This window comes from Streptomyces sp. NPDC019396 (assembly GCF_040632375.1).
Lineage (GTDB): Bacteria > Actinomycetota > Actinomycetes > Streptomycetales > Streptomycetaceae > Streptomyces.
In genome coordinates this window covers 48,171-64,417 of the sequence record NZ_JBEYBS010000003.1, presented here as the reverse complement: position 1 = coordinate 64,417, position 16,247 = coordinate 48,171, and the positions used below count along the sequence as shown (strand labels likewise).

Annotated in this window: 18 protein-coding genes; 11 read left to right on the top strand and 7 right to left on the bottom strand. The window is 70.9% G+C overall.

Going from position 1 to position 16,247, the window contains the following annotated elements:
• Positions 1–140: 140 nt before the first annotated feature.
• Positions 141–2,375, top strand: a complete 2,235-nt coding sequence (locus tag ABZ532_RS04255) for a tetratricopeptide repeat protein (RefSeq protein ID WP_361279508.1) — start codon at positions 141–143, stop codon at positions 2,373–2,375.
• Here ABZ532_RS04255 and ABZ532_RS04250 read toward each other — a convergent pair.
• Both ABZ532_RS04250 and ABZ532_RS04245 read right to left on the bottom strand, forming a co-directional pair.
• The gene (locus tag ABZ532_RS04250; RefSeq protein ID WP_361279507.1) at positions 2,362–2,562 is read right to left on the bottom strand and encodes a DUF397 domain-containing protein; all 201 of its coding nucleotides are present in this window, start codon (positions 2,560–2,562) and stop codon (positions 2,362–2,364) included. The genes ABZ532_RS04255 and ABZ532_RS04250 overlap by 14 nt on opposite strands.
• Positions 2,544–3,398 carry a helix-turn-helix transcriptional regulator gene (locus tag ABZ532_RS04245; protein ID WP_361279505.1) on the bottom strand — a complete coding sequence of 285 codons (855 nt, stop codon included), beginning with the start codon at positions 3,396–3,398 and terminating at the stop codon, positions 2,544–2,546. The genes ABZ532_RS04250 and ABZ532_RS04245 overlap by 19 nt, the downstream gene beginning before the upstream one ends.
• 121 nt (positions 3,399–3,519) lie before the next feature.
• On the opposite strand from ABZ532_RS04245, the gene ABZ532_RS04240 reads away from it, so the two are divergent.
• The 5 genes from ABZ532_RS04240 (at position 3,520) to ABZ532_RS04220 (ending at position 7,464) form a co-directional block, all read left to right on the top strand.
• The gene (locus ABZ532_RS04240; protein ID WP_361279504.1) at positions 3,520–3,735 is read left to right on the top strand and encodes a hypothetical protein; all 216 of its coding nucleotides are present in this window, start codon (positions 3,520–3,522) and stop codon (positions 3,733–3,735) included.
• Complete coding sequence (locus ABZ532_RS04235; RefSeq protein WP_361279503.1) at positions 3,732–3,950, top strand: hypothetical protein; 219 nt, start codon at positions 3,732–3,734, stop codon at positions 3,948–3,950. Before ABZ532_RS04240 ends, ABZ532_RS04235 begins: the two co-directional genes overlap by 4 nt.
• A 160-nt stretch (positions 3,951–4,110) precedes the next feature.
• Positions 4,111–5,796 carry an FAD-dependent oxidoreductase gene (locus ABZ532_RS04230; RefSeq protein ID WP_361279745.1) on the top strand — a complete coding sequence of 562 codons (1,686 nt, stop codon included), beginning with the start codon at positions 4,111–4,113 and terminating at the stop codon, positions 5,794–5,796.
• Positions 5,793–7,256, top strand: a complete 1,464-nt coding sequence (locus ABZ532_RS04225; RefSeq protein ID WP_361279502.1) for an ATP-binding protein — start codon at positions 5,793–5,795, stop codon at positions 7,254–7,256. The genes ABZ532_RS04230 and ABZ532_RS04225 overlap by 4 nt, the downstream gene beginning before the upstream one ends.
• Before the next feature lie 52 nt (positions 7,257–7,308).
• Positions 7,309–7,464 carry a hypothetical protein gene (locus tag ABZ532_RS04220; protein ID WP_361279501.1) on the top strand — a complete coding sequence of 52 codons (156 nt, stop codon included), beginning with the start codon at positions 7,309–7,311 and terminating at the stop codon, positions 7,462–7,464.
• A gap of 63 nt (positions 7,465–7,527) precedes the next feature.
• On the opposite strand, the gene ABZ532_RS04215 is transcribed toward ABZ532_RS04220, so the two are convergent.
• A complete protein-coding gene (locus ABZ532_RS04215) occupies positions 7,528–7,875 on the bottom strand; it encodes a VOC family protein (protein ID WP_361279500.1) in 348 nt (115 codons plus the stop codon).
• Positions 7,876–8,099: 224 nt separating this feature from the next.
• On the opposite strand from ABZ532_RS04215, the gene recO reads away from it, so the two are divergent.
• The 5 genes from recO (at position 8,100) to ABZ532_RS04190 (ending at position 12,685) form a co-directional block, all read left to right on the top strand.
• Positions 8,100–8,909 (top strand): DNA repair protein RecO, encoded by an 810-nt coding sequence (recO, locus tag ABZ532_RS04210; RefSeq protein ID WP_361279499.1) that lies wholly within the window; start codon positions 8,100–8,102, stop codon positions 8,907–8,909.
• A 7-nt stretch (positions 8,910–8,916) separates the two neighbouring features.
• Positions 8,917–9,777 (top strand): isoprenyl transferase, encoded by an 861-nt coding sequence (locus ABZ532_RS04205; RefSeq protein WP_361279498.1) that lies wholly within the window; start codon positions 8,917–8,919, stop codon positions 9,775–9,777.
• Positions 9,778–9,851: 74 nt separating this feature from the next.
• On the top strand, positions 9,852–10,508 hold the full coding sequence (locus ABZ532_RS04200; RefSeq protein ID WP_361279497.1) for a response regulator transcription factor: 657 nt from the start codon (positions 9,852–9,854) through the stop codon (positions 10,506–10,508).
• Positions 10,505–11,644: an ATP-binding protein gene (locus ABZ532_RS04195; protein WP_361279496.1), complete on the top strand. Its 1,140-nt coding sequence runs from the start codon at positions 10,505–10,507 to the stop codon at positions 11,642–11,644. The genes ABZ532_RS04200 and ABZ532_RS04195 overlap by 4 nt, the downstream gene beginning before the upstream one ends.
• Positions 11,645–11,824: 180 nt before the next feature.
• On the top strand, positions 11,825–12,685 hold the full coding sequence (locus ABZ532_RS04190) for a DUF3152 domain-containing protein (RefSeq protein ID WP_361279495.1): 861 nt from the start codon (positions 11,825–11,827) through the stop codon (positions 12,683–12,685).
• Between the two features lie 274 nt (positions 12,686–12,959).
• Here ABZ532_RS04190 and ABZ532_RS04185 read toward each other — a convergent pair whose 3' ends face one another.
• The 4 genes from ABZ532_RS04185 to ABZ532_RS04170 are packed head-to-tail and all read right to left on the bottom strand — an operon-like array spanning position 12,960 to position 16,148.
• Positions 12,960–13,391: a transcriptional repressor gene (locus ABZ532_RS04185; RefSeq protein WP_361279494.1), complete on the bottom strand. Its 432-nt coding sequence runs from the start codon at positions 13,389–13,391 to the stop codon at positions 12,960–12,962.
• A gap of 56 nt (positions 13,392–13,447) precedes the next feature.
• Entirely contained in the window at positions 13,448–14,344 is an 897-nt protein-coding gene (locus tag ABZ532_RS04180; protein WP_361279493.1) for a metal ABC transporter permease, read from the bottom strand.
• A gap of 2 nt (positions 14,345–14,346) precedes the next feature.
• On the bottom strand, positions 14,347–15,132 hold the full coding sequence (locus ABZ532_RS04175) for a metal ABC transporter ATP-binding protein (RefSeq protein WP_361279492.1): 786 nt from the start codon (positions 15,130–15,132) through the stop codon (positions 14,347–14,349).
• A gap of 44 nt (positions 15,133–15,176) precedes the next feature.
• Entirely contained in the window at positions 15,177–16,148 is a 972-nt protein-coding gene (locus ABZ532_RS04170; RefSeq protein ID WP_361279491.1) for a metal ABC transporter substrate-binding protein, read from the bottom strand.
• Between the last annotated feature and the right edge of the window lie 99 nt (positions 16,149–16,247).

Sequence of the window (16,247 nt, the reverse complement as noted above, 5' to 3'; positions counted from 1 at the left end):
TGCACGGTGGGCCTCCGCCGGTGATGGTGGCGCCCCGATGGCACATGACCCGGCGCACACCTGGGTGCGCCACAATGGGTACACACGTACGGCGGCTGGGGGGCGTAGTGACTGTGCGGCGGGGGACTTACGCCACGGTCGTGCTGGCCATCGGATCCAGCCTTATCACCGTGCTGCTCGCCGTCGCCGTCAACGTGGCGACCGGCGGCACCCTCCCCGCGACCGTCGCGCCTCTGGCCCCGCTGGCCTGGCCCCTGGTCGGCCTGCTGACCCTCACCACGGCCTTCGGCGCCGTACGGGCACGTCGCCCCGAGCGCCCCGGCGTCGCCCCGGTGCCGGACGCCGAACCCACCTCGCTGTCCCTCCCCGACCTCGCCGAACTCCCCCCGCCCATAGCCGACTTCTCCGGACGCGGCAGCGAACTGACCACGCTGCTCGGCCTGGCGGACGCCGGTCACCGCGCCATCGCCGTCACCGGAGCCCCCGGCCTCGGCAAATCGACCCTCGCCATCCGCCTCGCGCACGAGCTGCGTCCGCGTTTCCCCGACGGCCAGCTGTACGCCGATCTCGGCGCGGGCCGGGGCGACCCGGCCGCCCCCGCCGCCGTACTGGCCCGGCTCCTCGACGCCCTCGGTGCCCCCGTCGAGGAGCAGTCCGGCGAGCCCGCCGTGCTCGCCGCACGCTTCCGCAGCCGCACCGCCCGGCGCCGCGTCCTGTTCCTGCTGGACGACGCCGCCGACGCGGCCCAGGTCCGGCCCCTGCTCCCCGGCGGCGACCGCTGCCTCGCGCTGATCACCAGCCGCAACACCCTCACCGGCGTCCCCGAGGCCGCACCGCTCGCCCTCGGCACTCTCACCGACACCGACGCACTCGCGCTCCTCGCCGCCGTCGCGGGCCAGGACCGTGTCGCCGCCGAACCCGAGTCCGCCCTCGATGTGGTCCGCGCCTGCGGGCTGCTGCCCCTCGCCGTCCGTATCGCCGCCGCCCGGCTGCGCTCCCGCCCCGGGTGGCCCGTGCACGAGCTGTCCGCACGGCTCGCCGACGAACGCCACCGCCTGGACGAGCTCCACCTCGACGACCTCGCCGTACGCGCCGTCTTCGAAGCCGGTTACGACACGCTGGAGCCCGCCGACCGGGCCCTCTTCCGGTGCCTCGGCGCCTATCCGGGATCCCGTGTCTCCGTCCGCGTCGCCGCAGCCGCCGCGGGCTGCGATCCCTACGCCGCCCGCGCGGGCCTGGAGCGCCTCACCGACACCCAACTGCTCGACTCCACGGGCCCCGACGCGTACCAGCTCCATGACCTGGTCCGGCTCTTCGCCGCCGAACGCCTCGAACGCGACACCGGCCCCACCGAACCTCGCGCCGTCCTCGCCCGCCTCATCGCCGCCCACACCGAGGACGCGACCGAGCACGGCAGTCACGCCTGGGGAAGCGCCCAGCAGGCCACGGTCTCCCTCCTCGTACGCGCCGCCGTACGCGAGGGCCTGCACGCCGAGGCGTTCCGGCTCGCGCTGGCCGCCGACCGCTGGCTGTGGGACCAGCCGAGCCAGCTACCGCGCCTCGCCATGTGGACCACGATCCTGGACACGGCCCGCCGCCTCGGCGAGCAGCGCGTGTCGGCATGCGCGCTGCGCGGCATGGGAGCCGCGTATCTGCACGAGGGCCGCTATGACCGGGCCGTGGACCATCTGCGGATGTCCGGTGCCATTCAGCGGCACACCGGCACCCGGCCCGAGCAGATCAAGACCCGCCGCCTGCTGGGCGACGCCCTGCGCCACGCGGGCCGCTACGACCAGGCACTGGGTGAGTACCGCACCGCACTCAACGGCTACCGCGAGCTGGGCCAGGCCATGGGCGAGGCAGAGGTCCTCAGCAGCCTCGGCGCACTCCACCTGGCCCGCCGCCGCCCCGACGAGGCCATCATCTGCCTGGAACCCGCGGTCGCCGCGCTCGTCCGCCGCACCGGCAGCCCGGCCTATCCGGCCGACGCTCAGCGCAACCTCGGCGCCGCCTACGTCCAGACCGGCAGTCTCGCCTACGCCGAGCAGTCCCTGCGCGCCGCACTCGCGATCTACCGTCAGCACGGCCGTCCGGTGGGCGAGGGCTGGACGCTGCGCGAACTGGGCCGACTCGAAGAACGCCGTGGCGCCTTCGCGGCGGGCGCGGCCCACCACCGCGCCGCGCTCGCCGTCTTCGAGGACGCGGGCTACGGCACCGGCGTCGCATCCCTCATGGAGACCATCGGCGACAACCTGCTGGCCCAGGGCGACGTCGCGGGCGCCGACGCCCACTACAGGCGCGCTGCCGCGGTGTACGCGGACCTCGGCGACCCCGTACGGGAGGCCGAGGTCCGCCGCAAGCTCAGCCTGCGGTGACGACGCCGCCGACGAACGCGCTCCACGCGGCGGCGGGGACCACGAGCACGGGGCCGTCGGGGACCTTGCTGTCGCGGACGGGGACGACGCCGGGGAGGTTGTCGAGGACTTCGAGACAACTGCCGCCGTTGTCGTCGCTGTAGCTGCTCTTGCGCCAGCGGGCGTTGGTCAGGTGGTCCTCGTGCATTGTCTGTGGTCCTTCGCCGCCGACTCGATCAGGGTCAGGGACGCATCCGGCGGGAGTGCTGCGGCCCTGAGCAGATCGTAGGTCTCCTGAACCCGCTTCACCAAGGCCGGATCGTCCAGCAGGTTTCCCGAATACACGGCCTCTGTATAGGCGGTTGGCGGTGCGTCCTCGAACTCCATGAGCGTCAGCATGCGTCCCATGAGGGGATACGCGCCTGCCGAGGTCGGGAGCACCTGGATCAGGATCCTTCTGGAGCGGGCGAGGGCGAGGATGTGTTCGAGCTGCTCGGCCATGGCCTCTGGGCCGCCCACCGGCAGCCGCAGCAGGTGCTCGTGCAGGATGGCCCAGTACACGGGGCGTGCAGGGTCGTTCAGGAGGCGTGCGCGTTCCATACGGCCCGCGACCTTCTCGTCGACGTAGTCATCGGAAGCGAATGCGTTGCCGGCGAGCACCACGGCACGTGCGTACGCGGCGGTCTGCAACAGGCCCGGCACCAACGTGGGTGCGAACTCGCAGATCTTCCGTGCCAGCGTTTCCAATTCGCTCGCCGCGGCGAAGTAGTCGGCGACCGGCGAATCGCTGATGAGCTTGCGCCACATACGCTCGAAAAGACCATCGGTTTGCAGGACTTCGTCGATCCGTACCGCCACATCCAGCTGCGGCTTTCGAACCGCCTGTTCGAACTGGCCGATATAGCCACCGGATACGAACACCCGGTGCCCCAGCTCGCTCTGCGTCAGCCCCGCGGCCTCCCGCCGTCGCTTCAGCTCGGCCCCGAAGAACTCCCAGGCCGCTTGCCGCGCCCCGGCGCCCTGGCCGGTATCTCCTTTGGCCATGGATTAACTCCTTTGTGCAGCCGCGCAGTTGTAGCGCGCGTGCGTCTGCCGATACTAGGTCCGTGTCTCCACACTTGTGAGGGGAAAGACAAAAGAACCCGGAAATGGGAACGGGAGATCCATGAAAAAGAAGGATTATCTTCAGGATGCTGAGGATGCCATTGCCGAATTGCGCTCCGCCCTCGCCCGCGCCGGGGTGACGCTCCCCTCACTGCGGCTGGACCTCGTGTCCTACGCGAGCGGGAACGGGAGCCGGGTGCTGGTCGAGCTCGGCAGGTGCAGCGTGGAGACGGCACGCGTCATGACGGCCGTGCTGACGGATGCGACGCACCGATGACGGAACCGGCCGTGGGGTCGTATGTGATCGACACGAACACCGGCCGGATGGGGAGAGTCATGGGCCACCTCGGGCCCTACGTGCAGCTCAGACCGATCGGCGGGGGCCGTGAGTGGGACTGCGCGCCCGATGCGCTGCGCGTGGCGACCATGGCGGAACGCATCAGCGCGGTGACGGCACACGCCAATGCCCGCAGCCGGGGCGAAGTGCCGTAGCCGAGCCCGCCACGGCGTGCGGTCGCACCGGACACCGACATCCCGTTCCCCCGGCACCCCGTGCCACCGTGGCCTCACAGAGTGCGGCCCACCCACGCGACACGCCCACCCGTGGCCACCCGGGCCCGGCGCACGAGAACCCGTCCACCACGTGGCCACGATGCCCCGCCTCGCGCATCATGAAGAGATGGCTAAGGCGACGATCCTGACCGTCGACGACGACCCAGGTGTCTCCCGGGCCATCGCCCGCGACCTGCGGCGCCACTACGGCGACCGCTTCCGCGTGCTGCGCGCCACCTCCGGGGACGAGGCACTCGAAGCGCTGCGCGAGGTCAAGCTGCGGGGCGAGGCGGTGGCGGTGATGGTCGCGGACTACCGCATGCCGACCATGAACGGCGTCCAGTTCCTGGAGTCCGCGATGGACCTGTTCCCGCGGGCGCGGCGTGTGCTGCTGACCGCGTACGCGGACACGGGCGCGGCGATCGACGCGATCAACGTCGTGGACCTCGATCACTACCTGCTCAAACCGTGGAGCCCCCCTGAGGAGAACCTCTACCCGGTGCTCGACACGCTCGTGGACCTCTGGGACGCGGCATCGGACCCGGAGGCACGGGAGACGAGGGTGGTGGGCCACCGCTGGTCGGCGCCCTCCTTCACGGTAAGGGAGTTCCTCGCGCGCAACCTCGTCCCGTACCGCTGGATCCCCGCCGACGAACCGGAGGGCGCCCAGCTGCTCCGGGCCGCAGGACTCACCGCATGCGAGGTGCCCCTGGTCGTCACGGCCGAAGGCAAGGCCCTGCACGCGCCGTCCGAGGCGGAGCTCGCCGCGCACGTGGGACTCCGCACCAGCCCGACGGCCGACTTCTACGACGTGGTCGTCATCGGAGCGGGACCGGCCGGTCTCGGCGCGGCGGTGTACGGGGCCTCCGAGGGGCTGCGCACGGTGCTGGTCGAGCGCAGCGCGACCGGCGGCCAGGCGGGACAGAGCAGCAGGATCGAGAACTACCTGGGGTTCCCGGACGGGGTCTCGGGCGCACAGCTCGCCGACCGGGCGCGGCGGCAGGCGACCCGGTTCGGGGCGGAGATCCTCAGCGCCACCGAGGTGGTGGCGCTGGAGGCCGCGGGATCCGGCCGGGTGCTGCGGTTCGGGGACGGCACGTCGATCGGGGCGCACACCGTGGTGCTGGCCACGGGAGTCACGTACCGCCGCCTCGCGGGTTCGCAGCTCGACGGCTTCACCGGTGCCGGGGTGTTCTACGGTTCGGCGTCGTTCGAGGCGGCCAACTGCCGGGGCGACGACGTGTACATCGTCGGCGGCGCCAACTCCGCGGGCCAGGCGGCGGTCTACTTCTCGCGCTTCGCCGAGCACGTCCACGTACTGCTGCGGGGCCCGGATCTGACCCGCTCCATGTCGGCGTACCTGATCCAGCAGATCGAGGCCCTGCCCAACATCGAGATCCATCCGTGCACGGAGGTGTCCGCGGGCGGCGGGGACGGCCATCTGGAGCGGCTGACGCTGCGGGACAACCGCACCGGGGCCGTTACCGAGGTGGATGCGACCTGGCTCTTCGTGTTCATCGGGGCCGAGCCGCAGACGCAGTGGCTGGAGGGCCTGGTGGCCAGGGACGAGCGGGGCTTCATCCTGACCGGCCCCGATCTGCCCGAGGCGGCCGGCCGCTCGCCTCGGTGGCCGCTGACGCGCGCCCCGTACCACCTGGAGACGAGTGTGCCGGGGGTGTTCGCGGCTGGGGACGTGCGCGCGGAGTCGGTGAAGCGGGTGGCTTCGGCGGTGGGAGAGGGAGCCATGGCCGTCACGCTCGTACACCGCTATCTGGAGGGCCAATGACAGCCGAAACCCCGGCACCCGGGGAATCACGGGAGGCGCTCACCCCGGACGAACTGCGCAAGCTGTTCCTCTTCGAGGCACTCGACGACGACCAGCTCGCCTGGCTGGCGGAGCGCGGACGCGTGGAGACGCGCCAGGCCCGCACCCACGTCTACTCCCAGGGCGAGGACGCGACCTGCTTCTTCGTGCTGCTGTCCGGTACGGTCGCGCTCAGCCGGCAGCTGCACGGCGACGACATCGAGTTGATGCGCAGCGACCAGAAGGGCGCGTACGCGGGAGCCACGCAGGCATATCTGGGCGACCGCGTCGACCAGGCCTACCCCAACACGATGCGCGCCGTGACGGACGCGGAGTTCTTCGTGCTGCCGGCGGTGGAGTTCGCCACGGCGATACGGACCTGGTTCCCGATGGCCCTGCATCTGCTCGAAGGGCTGTTCTTCGGGCTCCGGGCCAGCGACATCATCGTCGGGGAGCGGGAGCGGCTCGTCGCCCTCGGCTCACTGACCGCGGGGCTGACCCACGAGCTCAACAACCCGGCCGCAGCGGCGGTCCGCGCCACGGACACACTGCGCGACCGGGTGGCCCACATGCGCCGCAAGCTGGCCCTCATCGCGGACGGCCGCGTGGACGGAAAACGCCTCCACGAACTGGTGGAGGTGCAGGACGCGGCGGTCCGGTGTGCCCGGGACGCCCGCAAGCTGACGGCGATCGAGGCGGCGGACGCCGAGGACGAGCTCGGTGACTGGCTGACGGACGCGGGCGTGGAGAACGCCTGGGACATCGCCCCCACGTTCGTCGCCGGCGGCATCGACGCCGACTGGCTCGCCGAGGCCACCGCGGAGCTTTCCGACGACTACCGCCGGGCCGCCGTGGGCTGGCTCAACTACACCGTCGACACGGAGCTGCTGATGGGCGAGATCGGCGACGCGGTGGGCCGCATCTCCGGCCTGGTCGACGCGGCCCGCCAGTACTCCCAGCTCGACCGTGCCGCCCAGCAGCCCGTGGACATCCACGAACTCCTCGACGCGACACTGGTGATGCTCAAGGCCAAGATCCCTGCCGGGGTGCGGGTGGTGAAGGAGTACCAGCCCGAACTGCCGCTCGTCCCCGCATACGGCGCTGAGCTCAACCAGGTCTGGACGAACCTCATCGACAACGCCCTCGCCGCGATGGACGGCACCGGCACCCTCACCCTCGCCACCTGGTACGAGGCGGACCATGTGTACGTCGAGGTGCGGGACACGGGAGCCGGCATCGATCCCGAGATCAGGCCCCGCATCTTCGAACCGTTCTTCTCGACGAAACCGGTCGGCCAGGGCACGGGCCTCGGGCTCGACATCTCGTACCGGATCGTGGTCAACAAGCACGGTGGCGACATCCGCGTCGCCTCCCGCCCCGGTGACACCCGGTTCCGGGTCTGCCTGCCGATGGTCCGGCCCTCGGCGAACGAACCTCTCTGAGGCCGTCAGCGCGTCATGATCTGCGCTACGCAGAGGGCACCAGGGGGACCACGTGAGCACGACGGATCACCACCACCGCGACCACCGCGCACCCGGCCGGGTCCTGGTCGTGGACCCGGCGCTGGGTGAACAGGCGCTGACGGAGCTGCACGCTCCGCGATGCGCGCGGCGTCGCGTCGCCTTCTGGAGCAGTTCGCGCAGTTCGTGAAGGAGGCCGGTCTGCTGAGTGGCGGCACGACACCTGGCGACCTCCGGTAGTGCGGGAAGGACGTCAGCGGTGGCTGAGCACGTTGACCACCCGGCCGTTGGGGTCGCGGACGAAGAACCGGCGCACGCCCCACTCCTCGTCCCGCAGGGGATGGACGATCTCCGCACCGCTGTCCCGCACGGCCGCATAGGCCGCGTCCACGTCGTCGACCTCGACGCTCATGTCAGGGGTCACCGGGGCGGTTCTGTCGCCGGTCATGAAGCTGACCTGTGCCGCCGGACTGTCAGGGGAGGCGAGGGTCATGATCCAGCCGTGGTTCATGACCTCCTCGAAGCCCAGCAGGCCGTAGAACTCCCGGTTCTCCTGCGCGGCCTCCGACTGGATGACGGGCACGACACGGCGAACGGCCATCGATGACTCCAGGTGGGTACGGACGTGACTCCGGGACGGTCCAGGAGTACCACCCCCATGCCCGCCGCCGCGCACACTGCCCGGGCGGTGATGGGCGAGCCGGACGAGCTGCGGCCGGGGGCGGGGCCCTGGGGATCCCGTGGCCGTGACCGACAGCGCTCGACGTGACCCCCGGGGCACCCCGGGGGCACCCCCGCCCCGCCCCCGTGCGGAAGAATGGCCCCATGACCCTGTTCCGCGACGACGGCATCGTGCTGCGCACCCAGAAGCTGGGTGAAGCGGACCGCATCATCACGATCCTCACCCGCGGCCACGGCCGGGTACGGGCCGTCGCACGCGGGGTGCGCAGGACCAAGTCGAAGTTCGGGGCGCGGCTCGAACCCTTCTCGCACGTGGACGTGCAGTTCTTCGCGCGCGGCAGCGAACTGGTCGGCCGGGGGCTGCCGCTGTGTACGCAGAGCGAGACGATCGCCCCGTACGGTAGCGGGATCGTCACGGACTACGCCCGCTACACCGCGGGCACCGCCATGCTGGAGACGGCGGAACGGTTCACCGATCACGAGGGTGAGCCGGCGGTCCAGCAGTATCTGCTGCTCGTCGGAGGGCTGCGGACGCTCTCCCGGGGCGAGCACGCGCCGAATCTGATCCTCGACGCGTTCCTGCTGCGCTCCCTCGCCGTCAACGGCTACGCGCCCAGCTTCGACGACTGCGCCAAATGCGGACTGCACGGCCCCAACCGGTTCTTCTCGGTCGCTTCGGGCGGAGTGATATGCGGCGACTGCCGGGTTCCCGGCAGCGTCGTACCCTCGCCTGAGGCCATCCGGCTGCTCAGCGCGCTGCTCACCGGTGACTGGGACACGGCGGACACCTGTGAGGCCCGTCATGTCAGGGAGGCGAGCGGGCTGGTGTCCGCCTATCTGCACTGGCACCTGGAGCGGGGGCTGCGCTCGCTGCGGTACGTGGAAAAATTCGCCGCGACCGCCGCGACCGAGACCGAGACCGCTGCGAACGCTGCGAACGTCGAAAAGAAGTGAGTGTGACATGGCACGACGCGGAATCCTGGGACGCTCCCGCCGGGAGTACAAGGTCCCCGAGCCGCACCCCTCCGGTGCCCGCCCGCCGAAGATCCCGGCCGAGCTGGTGCCCGAGCACGTCGCCATCGTCATGGACGGCAACGGCCGCTGGGCCAAGGACCGCGGACTGCCCCGCACCGAGGGCCACAAGGTGGGCGAGGGCGTGGTCCTCGACGTGCTCAAGGGCTGCCTGGAGATGGGCGTCAAGAACCTCTCCCTCTACGCCTTCTCCACCGAGAACTGGAAGCGCTCCCCCGAGGAGGTGCGCTTCCTGATGAACTTCAACCGCGATGTGATCCGCCGCCGCCGCGACGAGATGGACGAGCTCGGCATCCGTATCCGCTGGGTCGGCCGGATGCCCAAGATGTGGAAGTCCGTCGTCCAGGAGCTCCAGATCGCCCAGGAGCAGACCACGGCCAACGACGCCATGACGCTCTACTTCTGTGTCAACTACGGTGGGCGTGCCGAGATCGCCGACGCCGCGAAGAGGATCGCCGAGGACGTCGCCGCGGGCCGGCTCGACCCGTCGAAGGTCAGCGAGAAGACCTTCCAGAAGTACCTGTACTACCCGGACATGCCGGACGTCGACCTGTTCCTGCGCCCGAGCGGTGAGCAGCGCACCTCCAACTACCTGATCTGGCAGAGCAGCTACGCCGAGATGGTGTTCCAGGACGTGCTGTGGCCCGACTTCGACCGCCGCGACCTGTGGCGGGCCTGCCTGGAGTACGCTTCGCGCGACCGGCGCTTCGGTGGTGCGATCCCGAACGAGGAGCTGCTCGCCCTGGAGAAGAAGCCGGGGGAGAACGCGTATCCGGCCGGGAACGCGTAACCACCCCGCACCCTCTACCAGGGCGCCGGGACCGCGACCGTGCGAGCCCGGTGGCATGGAGTGGGGTGGGACGGATGCGGGTGCTCGTCGTCGAGGACGAGGAGATGCTGGCCGAGGCGATAGCCGACGGGCTGCGCCAGGAGGCGTTCGCCGTCGATGTCGTGCACGACGGTGAGGCCGCGCTGGAGCGGCTCGCCGTCAACGAGTACGACGTGATGGTCCTGGACCGGGACCTGCCGAAGGTGCACGGTGACGTGGTGTGCGGCCGGGTCGCCGCGTCCGGGGCGGGGGTGCGGATCCTGATGCTCACGGTGTCCACCACCGTCGCCGAACGCGTCGCCGGGCTCAGCCTCGGCGCCGACGACTACCTCGCCAAGCCCTTCGCCTTCGCCGAGCTCGTGGCACGTATCAGGGCGCTGGGCCGCCGGGCCCGCGCCGCGGCACCGCCCGTCCTGGAATGCGCCGGGCTGCGTCTCGACCCCCATCTGCGCGAGACCTACCGGGACGGGCGCTACATCGCCCTGTCCCGCAAGGAGTTCGCCGTGCTGGAGGAACTGCTGCGGGCCCAGGGTGCCCCGGTGTCGGCGGAGATGCTGCTTGAGCGGGTGTGGGACGAGAACATCGACCCGTTCACCACCATCGTGCGCGTCACCATCAGGAGCCTGCGCCGCAAGCTGGGCGGCCCCGGGGTGGTGGAGACGGTGACCGGCGTGGGGTACCGGGTCCGATGAGCGAGGAGCAGCACCCACGGCAGTCGCCGCCACTCTCCCTTCGGCGCGGGAGCCTGCGGCTGCGCCTGACCGCCGTCTTCGGTCTGCTGTTCTTCATCGCGGCGGCGGCCGTGCTCATCGGCGCGGTCATCCTCGTGCAGAACAGCATGCGCTACAGCCTCGGTCTGGTGCTGCCTGGCGGTTTCGGCAGCGATCCCCTCGTGGACCAGACGACCAGGGGGATCATCGTGGACACGATGCGGACCAATCTGCTGACCAAGGGCGGGCTGACCGTCCTCGTCGTGGGCGTGGCCGCCACCACGCTCGGCTGGGTCGTCGCGGGCAGGCTGCTGCGGCCCCTCGAGCGGATCACCTCCACCGCGGAGCGCATCGCGGGCCGGACCCTGCACCGGCGCATCGGCCTCGACAGCGCGTCGGGTGAGGTGAAGCGCCTCGCGGACTCCTTCGACAGCATGCTGGACCGCCTCGACGGGGCCTTCGCGGGGCAGGAACGTTTCATCGCCAACGCCGCCCACGAACTGAAGACCCCGCTGGTGATCAACCGCACCCTGGTGGAGGTGGCCATGAGCCGCCTCGACGCCCCACCGGAGATCCAGCAGCTCGGCGAGAACCTCCTGGCGGTCAACGCCCGCCACGAGCGCCTCATCGACGCCCTGCTCACCCTCGCCCGCGCCGACGACGCGCTCACCGAGCGGGTCGGCACCGATCTGGCGGAGATCGCCGCCGTCGTCGTCGAGCACACCCACGAGGAGGCGGAACGCGGAGGTGTGACGGTCGAGTCGTACCTCGGCGCCGCATCCACCACCGGCGATCCGATCCTGCTGGAGCAGCTCGTGCGCAACCTCGTGGAGAACGCCATCCGGCACAACGTAAGCGGGGGGAGCGTGACCGTGGAGACCCGCAAGGACGCGTCCGGGGCGCAGATCGTGATCGGCAACACCGGCGCCCAGATCTCCCCGCACGAGATCCCCGTGCTCTTCGAGCCGTTCCGCAGGCTCACCGACCGTGTGGGGTCGGCCAGGGGCAGCGGTCTCGGCCTTTCGATCGTCCGGGCCGTGGCGCAGGCGCACCACGGCGATGTGACGGCCGCGCCGCGCAAGGGCGGCGGGCTGGTCGTGCACGTCACTTTGCCGTGAGGCCGCAAGAGATCGCATGTGTCACGGTGCGCGCGGGTGTGTGCGGGTACATCGGATTTGCCTGGTCTGCCGGGGTGGGCGCGGTGTGAGCTCCGTGTGAGCGGAGGCGCTCACCGTCAGTTCACGTACCGGCGTGTGTAGTTCCTGTAAGGACACCATCCCTGCAAGGAGCTCCACACCATGCCGAGCAGGCAGCACCGCAAGCAGAGCCGAAGGAAGCCACGAACGGGCCGCCCGCGCGCACCCCTGTACGCGGCGGCGCTCGTCGCCGTCGTGGGCGCCGGGTACTATCTCGGCTCCGGAGGGGACAGCGGAACGGGGGCGCTCGGGAAGCCGACTCCGTCGCCGGGTCTCGACGGCGGCGGGCCGGTGAGCCAACAGGAGCCCGGAGCACCTGAGTCCGAGGAACCGAGACCCGGCGCGTCACCGTCCGCGGCCGAGGCCGCCGAGTCGGCGAATCAGCCGCCCATACCGCAGCGCGGTGACGGCGAGTTCGACACCGTGGCGGTGCCGGGCACCTCGCGCACCGTCGGCAAGGGCACCCCGTTGCGTTATGGCGTGGCGGTGGAGCGTGGGCTCGGCCAGGACCCGGACGGCTTCGCCCGGGAGGTCGAGGGCGTACTCGCCGACCGGCGCGGCTGGACGACCGGCGGCAAGGCCGCCTTCCAGCGGGTCGACCGGCCGCCGTACGACTTCGTGGTGCGGCTGGCCTCGCCAGGCACCACGGACGAACTCTGCGCGAAGCACGGGCTCGACACGGGCGGCGAGGTCAACTGCAGCGGTGGCACGGACGTCGTGGTCAACCTCCGGCGCTGGGTGCTGCTCACCCCCGCCTACCAGGGCCGGGCAGCGATGTACCACGCGCTGATCGTCAACCACGAGGTCGGGCACCGGCTCGGCTACGGGCACCGCGGCTGCCCGGGACCCGGGCGCCCGGCGCCCGCGATGATGCAGCAGATCAAGGGGCTCAACGGATGTGTGATCAACGCCTGGCCGTATGACTCGGACGGCCGCGCGATCGAAGGCCCGAAGCTCGACTAGGGCGTGTTGCGAAACCCGCCTGGCACGCGACTCCCCCAGAGCTTCGCCTGGGAGGTGCCCCCAGCACGCACACTCGCTGCGTTGTCGGACTCATCCGAGTACGTCCAGTACGAGGACGACCCTCCGCCTTGCGATCGCACGCACCACACGCCGCGAGCCCCGCCCTCCGGGCGGACGGCGCTACTTTCGCAACACGCCCTAGCGGTCTCCACGGGCCCGGGTGGTGGACGGCCGGAGCTCAAGCCCCCGACCAGGCACCTCTTTCCGCGAACTCCTACGGGCAGCCGTCCCCGGCCTCGGACTTGGCGCACGCCGCGCACGTGCCGAAGATCTCCACCGTGTGCGCCACGTTGACGTAACCGTGCTGCGCGGCGATCGTCTCCGCCCACTGCTCCACGGCCGGACCCTCGACCTCCACCGCCTTGCCGCACACCCGGCACACGAGATGGTGGTGGTGCTCACCGGAGGCGCAACGCCGGTAGACCGCCTCGCCCTCGGTGGTGCGCAGCACATCCACCTCACCGGCCTCGGCAAGGGACTGCAACGTCCGGTAGACAGTGGTCAGACCCACCGAATCACCGCGGTGCCTGAGCATGTCGTGCAGCTCCTGCGCGCTGCGGAACTCGTCCACCTCGTCGAGTGCCGCCGCCACCGCGGCCCGCTGCCGGGTCGACCGGCCGCGTACGGGGGGTCCAGCCGTCACCACAGGTGCCTCCTTCGATCCGCCCGCTCCTCGGACGGGCCATTCTGCCAGGCCTGGTATCAGACCCTGACGTCATCGGCCGGGCGGTGACTGTTCTCAGCCGCCGTCTCGCACCGGTCTCCGGCCGCCGTCGTGACGGCCTTCGCCCGCCGTCGCGCCAGCGGCGTCGCCAGCGCGGTGAGCAGCACGAAGACCGCGATGGCCAGCAACACGATCGTCGCACCCGGCGGCACGTCCTGGTAGTACGTCGTGACCGTACCCGTCAGCGTCACGACGATGCCGATCGCCACGGACACCACGAAGGTCAGTTTGAACGACCTGGTGATCTGCTGTGCAGCGGCCACCGGCACCACCATGAGGGCGCTCACCAGCAGCAGACCGACCACGCGCATCGCGACCGTCACGGTGACCGCCGCCGTCACCGCGACCAGCAGGTTGAGCGCCCGCACCGGAAGCCCGGTGACCCGGGCGAACTCCTCGTCCTGGCTGATCGCGAAGAGCTGCCGCCGCAGCCCCACCGTCACCAGCAGCACGAAGCCCGCGAGCAGGCAGATCGCCGTGAGGTCCTCGTCGGACACCGTGGACAGCGAGCCGAAGAGATACGAGGTGAGGTTGGCGTTCGAACCGGTGTCGCTGAGGTTCATCAGCATCACCCCGCCCGCCATACCGCCGTAGAACAGCATCGCGAGCGCGATGTCGCCGCGGGTGCGCCCGTACGCCCGGATCAGCTCCATCGCGACCGAGCCGACGACGGCGACGAGGGTCGCCATCCACACCGGGTTGGTGGACAGCAGGAAGCCGAGGCCGACACCGGTCAGCGCGACATGGCCGATGCCGTCGCCCATCAGCGCCTGGCGGCGCTGCACCAGGTGGATGCCGACCGCCGGGGCGATCACACCGACCAGCACGGCGGCGAGCAGCGCCCGCTGCATGAAGGGGTCCTGGAGGAATTCCATGGTCAGGTCAGCAGTCCCGTGCGGAGCGGCTCATCGGCCGCGTGCGGATGTACGTGGTCATGGCCGGGCAGCGCGTGCTGGCCGACGGCCTCGGGCGGCGGACCGTCATGGACCACGCAGCCGTCGCGCAGCACCACGGCCCGGTCGATCAGCGGCTCCAGCGGTCCCAGCTCGTGCAGCACCAGCAGCACGGTCGTCCCGGCCGCGACCTGCTCGCGCAACGTCCCGGCCAGGATCTCCTGGCTGGCCAGGTCCACGCCCGCCATCGGCTCGTCCATGATCAGTAGTTCGGGGTCGGCGGCGAGCGCACGGGCGATCAGCACCCGCTGGTGCTGGCCCCCGGAGAGCGCGCCCACCGCGTCCTTGGCCCGGTCGGCCAGCCCGACCAGCTCGATCGCGCGCTGGACCGCGGCGCGGTCGGCCCTGGACGGCCATCTCAGCTTCGTACGCGACAGTCGGCCGGAGGACACCACCTCGCGGACGGTCGCGGGGACACCGCTGGTCGCGGTGGTGCGCTGGGGTACGTAACCGACCCGCTTCCAGTCGCGGAAGCTCCGCAGCTCCGTACCGAAGAGGGAGACCGAGCCGTCGGTCAGCGGCACCTGCCCGATCACGGACCGGACGGCCGTCGACTTGCCCGAGCCGTTGGCGCCGAGCAGCGCGACGACCTCGCCGCGGCCCACGGTGAGGTCGACCCCGCGCAGTACGGGGCGGGAGCCGAGGGTGGCCCGGGCGCCCCGGACGGATATGACGGGCTCCTGAAGCCCCTGGGACTCCTGCGTCTCCATGGCCTGCGTCTCCGATGCTGTCGTCTGCTCTGCGGCGGGGTCTGTCACTGGGCGCCGAGTGCCTTGCGCAGCGCGGCCAGGTTGGACTCCATGACGCCGATGTAGTCATCGCCCTTGGAGCGGTCCGTGATCCCCTCCAGGGGGTCCAGCACGTCCGTCTTCAGCCCGGTGTCACCGGCCAGGGTCCTGGCGGTCCGGTCGCTGGCCAGGGTCTCGAAGAAGACCGTGGTCACCTTGTCCTGCTTCGCCACGCTCTGGAGCTCCCTGATACGGGCGGGGCTCGGCTCCGACTCGGGGTCGAGGCCCGCGATGCCCTGCTGCTCGAGCCCGTAGCGCTCGGCGAGATAGCCGAAGGCGGCGTGGGTGGTGATGAAGGTCCGGGTGCCGGTGTGCTTCAGCCCGTCCGTGAAGCGGGTGTTCAGGGTGTTGAGCCTGGCGACCAGCGCGTCGGTGTTCCTGGTGTAGTCGGCGGCGTGGGCGGGGTCGGCCTTCTCCAGGGACTTGCCGACACCGCGGGCGATCTCCGCGTACTTCACCGGGTCGAGCCAGACGTGCGGGTCCTGGCCGCCACCGTGTTCGTCGTGACCGTCGTTGCCGCCGTGTGCGTGGTCGTGATCGCCGCCGGCCGCGGTGCCGTGCGCCTCCAGCTCGGTCAGGGTGCCCGCGTCGACGGTGTGCTCGACGCCGGCCTGCGCGATGGCGTCGTCCACGGCCGGCTGGACGCCCTTGAGATAGAGGACGTAGTCGGCCTGGCGGAGCGCGGACGCCTGCCTGGGCTTCAGCTCCAGGTCATGCGGCTCGACGCCGGGCTTGGTGAGCGTGGTGACCGCCACGTGTTCCCCGCCGATCTGCTCGGCGAGATACTGCATGGGATAGAAGGACGCCACCACATCCAGCTTGCCGCCGCCGTTCCTGCCCGCGGCGCCGGAGGTCCCCGCGCAGGCGGACAGGGTGACGAGCGACAGTGCGGTCGCTCCCGCGACGGCACCGTTGGATATGAGGCGGCGTACGTTCATGACAGTCATTTTCAACAAGAGTGGAAACGATTGTCAACAAGGTGGAGGAGCCGCTCAGGTCCTGCACCGATTTGATCGAAGGGGTGAGGCCGCCGGTAA

Bases quoted from the DNA above. Each gene is read 5' to 3' on its own strand.
- ABZ532_RS04235 (WP_361279503.1), top strand. From the start codon at position 3,732: ATGACGGAACCGGCCGTGGGGTCGTATGTGATCGACACGAACACCGGC.
- ABZ532_RS04225 (WP_361279502.1), top strand. From the start codon at position 5,793: ATGACAGCCGAAACCCCGGCACCCGGGGAATCACGGGAGGCGCTCACC.
- ABZ532_RS04200 (WP_361279497.1), top strand. From the start codon at position 9,852: ATGCGGGTGCTCGTCGTCGAGGACGAGGAGATGCTGGCCGAGGCGATA.
- ABZ532_RS04245 (WP_361279505.1), bottom strand. From the start codon at position 3,398: ATGGCCAAAGGAGATACCGGCCAGGGCGCCGGGGCGCGGCAAGCGGCC.
- ABZ532_RS04190 (WP_361279495.1), top strand. From the start codon at position 11,825: ATGCCGAGCAGGCAGCACCGCAAGCAGAGCCGAAGGAAGCCACGAACG.
- ABZ532_RS04240 (WP_361279504.1), top strand. From the start codon at position 3,520: ATGAAAAAGAAGGATTATCTTCAGGATGCTGAGGATGCCATTGCCGAA.
- ABZ532_RS04195 (WP_361279496.1), top strand. From the start codon at position 10,505: ATGAGCGAGGAGCAGCACCCACGGCAGTCGCCGCCACTCTCCCTTCGG.
- ABZ532_RS04230 (WP_361279745.1), top strand. From the start codon at position 4,111: ATGCCCCGCCTCGCGCATCATGAAGAGATGGCTAAGGCGACGATCCTG.
- recO (WP_361279499.1), top strand. From the start codon at position 8,100: ATGACCCTGTTCCGCGACGACGGCATCGTGCTGCGCACCCAGAAGCTG.
- ABZ532_RS04170 (WP_361279491.1), bottom strand. From the start codon at position 16,148: ATGAACGTACGCCGCCTCATATCCAACGGTGCCGTCGCGGGAGCGACC.
- ABZ532_RS04250 (WP_361279507.1), bottom strand. From the start codon at position 2,562: ATGCACGAGGACCACCTGACCAACGCCCGCTGGCGCAAGAGCAGCTAC.
- ABZ532_RS04215 (WP_361279500.1), bottom strand. From the start codon at position 7,875: ATGGCCGTTCGCCGTGTCGTGCCCGTCATCCAGTCGGAGGCCGCGCAG.
- ABZ532_RS04175 (WP_361279492.1), bottom strand. From the start codon at position 15,132: ATGGAGACGCAGGAGTCCCAGGGGCTTCAGGAGCCCGTCATATCCGTC.
- ABZ532_RS04180 (WP_361279493.1), bottom strand. From the start codon at position 14,344: ATGGAATTCCTCCAGGACCCCTTCATGCAGCGGGCGCTGCTCGCCGCC.
- ABZ532_RS04205 (WP_361279498.1), top strand. From the start codon at position 8,917: ATGGCACGACGCGGAATCCTGGGACGCTCCCGCCGGGAGTACAAGGTC.